Genomic DNA, 6,150 nt, shown 5'->3' with positions numbered 1-6,150 from the left:
CATGTAGCACCCGGCCACGGCCGACGCTCCCCGGGGGAACCCCCCCCGGGGGGAGCGTCACCGCCGGTCCTCAGCGCGAGGCCAGTGCCGCCAGTCGCCGGGCCGCCCGGTAGTCCCGGAGCACCTGGGCGAACGTGGTGTGCCCCTGCGTGGTCCGGGCGAAGGCCCGCCAGGCCGGGTCGACCAGGCAGACCGCCGCGTGGAACAGGTACGGCCGGTGCTCGAACGCGTTCAGCATCTGCTTCCCCGCCCGCATCTCCACGCCCAGGCCCGCCTTGATCGCGAACGCGTAGTTCAGCGCCTCGCGCCGCACCTCGCCCGCGTTGCCCGCCTCGGCCACCTTCACCGCCCACTCCCCGGCCAGCCGGCCCGAACGCAGCGCGTACGAGATGCCCTCGCGGGTCCACGGCTCCAGCAGCCCGGCCGCGTCACCGGCCACCAGGACCCGGCCGCGCGAGAGCGGCGAGTCCTCGGCCCGGCAGCGGGTCAGGTGGCCGGACTCCACGCTCGGCGGGAAGCCCGCCAGCCCCAGCCGGCGGATGTAGGCGGCGAGGTACTGCTTGGTCCGCTCGCCGTCACCGCGTGCCGAGATCACCCCGACGGTCAGGCTGCCCGACTCGGTCTTCGGGAACACCCAGCCGTAGCTTCCCGGCAGCGGGCCCCAGTCGAGGTGGATCCGGCCCGCCCAGTCGGCCGCGACCTCCGGCGGGACGGGGATCTCCGCCTCCAGCCCGAGGTCGATCTGGTCGAAGGAGACACCCACGTGCCGGCCGATCCGGCTCGCGCTGCCGTCCGCCCCGACCACGGCGCGGGCCTCGAAGGTGCGCCCGTCGGCGGCGGTGACCAGCGCCGTCCGGTGCTCGCCGCCGCGCTGCTCCACCCCGGTGACGGTCACTCCGGTGACCAGCACGGCGCCCGCCTGCTTGGCCGCCTGGACCAGGCGCAGGTCGAACTCGTCCCGGTTGACGAGCCCGAACAGCATCCGCTTCGAACGCCGGGTGCGGGCGAACCGGCCGCGGTACGCGAAGGTGACGGCGTGCACCCGGTCCTGGAGCGGGAGCTCGAAGTCCGGGGGGAGGCTGTCCCGGGAGGGGCCGATGATGCCCCCGCCGCAGGTCTTGTACCGGGGGTGCTCGGCCTTGTCGAGCAACAGCACCCGCCGGCCCTGGGCCGCGGCGGCGTACGCGGCCGAGGAGCCGGCCGGCCCGGCACCGACGACGACGACGTCCCAGACGCCGTCCAGCCGGCCGGGCCCGTCGGCCTCGGCGCCGACCACGGCGTCGGCCTCGGCCTCGACCTCGAACGCGGCCTCGGCCGGGGCGTCGGCGTCGAGCGGGCCTCGCTCGGCCTGCGGGCCACTGGTGTCGTGCGGGCTACTGGCATTGTGCGGGCTACGAGAATCAGGGCTTCCGGAGTCAGTCACGGACAGCAATCCTAGTGCGGCCGACCTCCCCGGTGTCGGCCGCACCGCCCCGAACGCGCGGCCGAATCCCCCGCCGCACCGCTCGACGCCGCCCGTGCCGCCCCGTGCCCGCCGAACCCCGTCCCCGGCCGGTGCCGTGCCCGGTGCCGTGCCCGGTGCCGCCGCCGGCCGCCCCCGGCCGGGCGACCGTTCGTGTCCGCCTATGATCGGCGCTACCCCCCGTCAACGACGTTCGCCCGCACCATCCCTCGGACGGACCAGCCCTACCCGGAGCATCACGATGCCGCAGCAGCAGCGCCTGGCCGACGCCGTCCGGTCCCTGATGGACCGCGCCCGGACCGACCTCGCCGACCTGGTCGCCTTCCCGTCCGTCGCCGACCCCCGTCAGTTCCCTGTCGAGGAGTGCGACAAGGCCGCCCACTGGGTCGCCGAGGCGTTCGCGGCCGAGGGCCTGACCGGCGTCCGGCTGCTGGACACCCCCGACGGGACCCGGTCCGTCTACGCCGAGCTTCCCGGCCCGGCCGGCGCGCCGACCGTCCTGCTCTACTCGCACTACGACGTCCAGCCGCCGCTCGACGAGGACGCCTGGATCAGCCCGGCGTTCGAGCTGACCGAGCGTGACGGCCGCTGGTACGGACGCGGCGCGGCCGACTGCAAGGGCAACATCCTGATGCACCTGACGGCCCTTCGGGCGCTGCGCCAGGTGGACGGCGGGTACCCCGTCGGGCTGAAGATCATCGTCGAGGGCTCGGAGGAGCAGGGCACCGGCGGTCTGGAGCGCTACGCCGAGGCGCACCCCGAACTGCTCGCCGCCGATGTCGTCGTCATCGGCGACACCGGCAACTTCGCCGCCGGACTGCCCACCGTCACCGCCTCGCTGCGCGGCATGACCGTGGTGGACGTCTCCGTCCGCACCCTGGCCGGCAACCTGCACTCCGGCGCGTTCGGCGGCGCCGCCCCGGACGCGCTGCAGGCCCTGGTCAAGGTGCTCGCCTCGCTGCACGACGAGCACGGCGACGTGGCGGTCGCCGGCCTGACCGGCGGCCAGACCTGGCACGGCGTGCAGTACCCGGACGAGCAGTTCCGCGCGGACGCCAAGGTGCTGGACGGCGTCGCGCTCACCGGTACCGGCACCGTCGCCGACCGGCTCTGGGCCCGCCCGGCGGTCACCGTCCTCGGCATCGACGCCCCGCCGGTGATCGGCGCCACCTCCTCCGTTCAGGCCTCCGCCAAGGCGTCCGTCAGCCTGCGCGTCCCGCCGGGCACCGACACGGCCGCCGCCCAGGAGGCGCTGGTCGCCCACCTGGAGGCCCAGGTGCCGTTCGGCGCCCGGGTCACCGTCGAGCGCCAGGGCAACGGCGCGCCGTTCAGCGCCGACACCTCCGGCCCGGCGTACGAGGCGATGGGCGAGGCGATGGCCGAGGCCTTCGGGACCCCGATGGTCACCTCCGGCGAGGGCGGCTCGATCCCGCTCTGCAACACCCTGCGCACGCTCTACCCGGAGGCGGAGATCGTGCTGATCGGCGTCGAGGAGCCCACCACCCAGATCCACGCGGTCAACGAGAGCGTCGACCCGCTGGAGCTGGAGCGGATGGCGCTCGCCGAGGCGCTCTTCCTGCGCCGCTACGCCGAGCTGCGATCCGTCTGACGAGGAGCCACCGCGGGGCAGCCCCCGGGTCACCACCGGTGCACTACCGGGCCGCGCCGTCCACCACGACGGCGCGGCCCGTCCGTCCCACGCCGGACGAACACCTCGGGTGCCGCCGTGCACGCCGGGCCCGCGCGCCCCTGCCCCGGCTCACACGCCGCCCCGGCACTACCCGCGCGCCGTCCGGACCCCGGCCACCGCGGCCCGGACCAGCGCGTACCCCACCGCACCGACCGCCAGCCCGGCGCCCGCCCCGAAGCACACCTCCGGGATCACCCGACGCCGCAGCGGCACGAGCCGGTGCACCACCCCGGCCGCCGTCGCCGCGCCGAGCCCCACGACGGCGGAGCGCCGGACCCGGTCCGTCAGCACGACCGCCGGCGCGACCGGCTCCGCCGCCCGGGCCGCACGCACCGCGTACCCCGCCACCGCTGCCAGCGCCGGGACCGACGTGCCGTACTGCAGCACCGTGTACAGAGGCGGCCCACCGGCGACCGGCCGCTCCAGTGCCGGTACCAGCCGGGCACCGAGCCGGCCCCCGTGGGTGAAGGCGTCCCACCCCACGTGACTGGCCGCGCCGAGCGCCGCCGAGGCCGCGAACCAGGCGGCGTCCGACCCGCTCACGACCCGGGGTTCCAGGTCCGCCCGCCGGCTCCGGCGGACCGTCAGCGCCTCGGCCGGGCCCGCCCACCGCTCCGGGAGCAGCCCGACGAGCGGCCCGCGCAGCAGCCCGTGCCAGCCGGCCACCAGCACGGCCGCGACCGCGACGTCCACGGTCGGTACCGCCCACCAGCGGTGGGTCAGCCGGCCGTGCCGGTACACCCCCGGCAGCAGCGACTCGGCGAAGAACGGCACGTCCGGCGCCAGCGACCCGGCGACCAGGGCCGACGCGACCAGCGGCCCGCGCTCCCCCGCCGCCCGCAGCAGGGGCAGCACGGCGGCCGGGTGACTCAGTGTGAAGGGCATGCCCTCATCCTGCCGCCGCCCGACCGCCGTCGTGCCGTCATCGGCACATGCCACACCGGCCTCGCCCGCCCCACGCGCAGAAACCGCCCGCCGCCACGCCGCGGCCCAACCGCTCGGCCGCCTGCGGTGGACGGCCGACCGACGACGGACGGCCTACGCCGCGTCGGCCGTCCTGGCCAGCCCCACCCCGGCCCGGCGCCCGGCCTCCAGGTACCGCAGCTCCCCGCACCGCCTGGCGTCCAGCGCGGCGGCCAGCCGCCGGTAGCGCCCCGGCGGCAGCAGCCCGGCGGCCTCCTCCAGGCTGACGAACCGCCAGCCGCGCAGTTCCTCCTGCTGGAGCAGCAGCCCCTGCCGGCCGGCGGCGTCCAGCAGCCCGCCGTCGTAGACCAGGCGCAGCCCGCCCCGGCGCGGCCCGGTCCGCGGCTCCCAGTCGACGGCCAGCAGCCGCAGCACCGACGGGTCGAGCCGCAGGCCGAGCTCCTCGGCCGTCTCCCGGAGGGCGGCGTCGGTCGGCGCCTCGCCGCGTTCGACCACTCCGCCGGGAAACTCCCAGTCCGGCTTGTACACCGGATCGACCAGCAGTACCCGGTCCTGTTCGTCGAAGAGCAGGACCGCGGCCGCGACGGTGTCCCCGGTGGGGTCGGGACTCTGGACGATCGGGCAGCGGGCGGACCCGTCCCGGACCAGCTGGGCGAGCCGGACGGCGGTCTCGCGCGGGGTGAGGCCCGCGGTGTCGACGAGCCGCGCGTCCCGGCCGAGCCAGCGGCGGGCGGCGCGGTAGCGGGGCAGATGGTCCAGGCACCACTGCCGGATCCGCGCGCTGCGCTCCGGATCGTCCGGGCACTCCTCACGCTGCGCTATGCGTTCGCGCAGGATCGTTTCTTCAGGATCGAGAACGAGATGGTGCACCGTGATGCCGTTCGAGGCCAGCGAACCGAAGATCTCGTCCCGGTAGTCCTCCCGGAGCAACGTCATCGGGACCACCAGCGGCCCGCCCACCTCGCCGAGCAGTGCGGCGGCCGTCTCGGGCACCAGCCGGCGCCAGGCCGGCAGGTCCTGGAAGTCGGACACCGCCGCCATCCGGTCGGCCGGCAGCATCGCGCGCAGCCCGAACCCGATCAGCTCGGGATCGAACAGCGTGCTGCCGGGCAGCAGTTCCACCAACTCGCGGCAGGCACTCGACTTGCCCGCCCCGAACGTGCCATTGACCCAGACGATCACAAACGTCCCCTGCCCCTCGACCTCCCCCGGCGCCGTTCGCACCGGGCGGCGCCCCCGTCAGCCGAACCAGCGCCACCCGAGGTGGTACCCCCGCCGCGCCGGTCCCCATGCCTCCCCGACCGCCCTGCTCGCGGCCGCCGGCCGCACCGGATGACAGAGGCATGTGCCCAGGCCAGCGGCCTGGCCGCGACGCCCGTACAACCCGCGACACGCCGGAGTGCGTACCCCGGACCACCGGCGTCCGACATCCTTCCACGCGCCCCCTCCGCACCCCGTGCGCCCTGCCACAGACGCACGGGAAAGCCGCACCGGTTCCCCGCCCGTCGGTTGCCTCCCGCCGCCCGACCGCATAGAGATGAACGGTGACCGCACCCACCGCACCCGGCCGCGTCGTGGCCGTCGGTTCCGTCAACGTCGACCGGATCCTCCGCTGCCCCGCCCTGCCCGCGCCCGGCGAGACCGTCCTGGTGACCGACTCGGCCCAGGGCTTCGGGGGCAAGGGCGCCAACCAGGCCGTGGCCGCCGCCGCCATGGGCGCACCCACCCATCTGGTCGCCAAGGTCGGTGCGGACGCCGACGGCCGCGCCGCCCTGGCCGACCTGCGCGGGGCGGGCGTCGACATCGGCGCCGTGCTCGTCGACACGGACGCCCCCACCGGACAGGCCGTCGTCATGGTCGACCCGTCCGGCGAGAACAGCATCCTGGTGGTCCCCGGTGCCAACGCCCGGCTCACCGGCGCCGAGGTGACCGAGGCGCTCGCCTCGCTCGCCCTCACCCCGGCCGACGTCGTCCTCACCAGCGGCGAGGTCCCCGAGGAGTGCATCCTGGCCACCGCGGCCGTCCTTCGCGACGGCGGCCCCCGCTGGATCCACAACGCCGCCCCGGTCGGCGG

At 76.1% G+C, this 6,150-nt stretch carries 5 protein-coding genes; 2 read left to right on the top strand and 3 right to left on the bottom strand.

The genetic code is table 11. The annotated features are described in order from the left end of the window. Positions 1–70: 70 nt before the first annotated feature. On the bottom strand, positions 71–1,423 hold the full coding sequence (locus ACFWOG_RS38880; protein WP_380364295.1) for a geranylgeranyl reductase family protein: 1,353 nt from the start codon (positions 1,421–1,423) through the stop codon (positions 71–73). Positions 1,424–1,703: 280 nt separating this feature from the next. On the opposite strand from ACFWOG_RS38880, the gene ACFWOG_RS38875 reads away from it, so the two are divergent. Continuing rightward, a complete protein-coding gene (locus ACFWOG_RS38875; RefSeq protein ID WP_380364293.1) occupies positions 1,704–3,071 on the top strand; it encodes a dipeptidase in 1,368 nt (455 codons plus the stop codon). A 168-nt stretch (positions 3,072–3,239) separates the two neighbouring features. On the opposite strand, the gene ACFWOG_RS38870 is transcribed toward ACFWOG_RS38875, so the two are convergent. Further along, positions 3,240–4,037, bottom strand: a complete 798-nt coding sequence (locus ACFWOG_RS38870; RefSeq protein ID WP_380364291.1) for a DUF4184 family protein — start codon at positions 4,035–4,037, stop codon at positions 3,240–3,242. A gap of 153 nt (positions 4,038–4,190) precedes the next feature. Further along, complete coding sequence (locus ACFWOG_RS38865; protein WP_329949306.1) at positions 4,191–5,258, bottom strand: NUDIX domain-containing protein; 1,068 nt, start codon at positions 5,256–5,258, stop codon at positions 4,191–4,193. Positions 5,259–5,620: 362 nt separating this feature from the next. On the opposite strand from ACFWOG_RS38865, the gene ACFWOG_RS38860 reads away from it, so the two are divergent. Continuing rightward, on the top strand, positions 5,621–6,150 hold a 530-nt coding region (locus ACFWOG_RS38860; RefSeq protein ID WP_380364288.1), incomplete at its 3' end, for a PfkB family carbohydrate kinase.

This window comes from Kitasatospora sp. NPDC058406, assembly GCF_042722765.1.
Lineage (GTDB): Bacteria > Actinomycetota > Actinomycetes > Streptomycetales > Streptomycetaceae > Kitasatospora.
The sequence above is the reverse complement of the archived record's forward strand: the minus strand, read 5'-3'. Positions and strand labels throughout refer to the sequence as shown.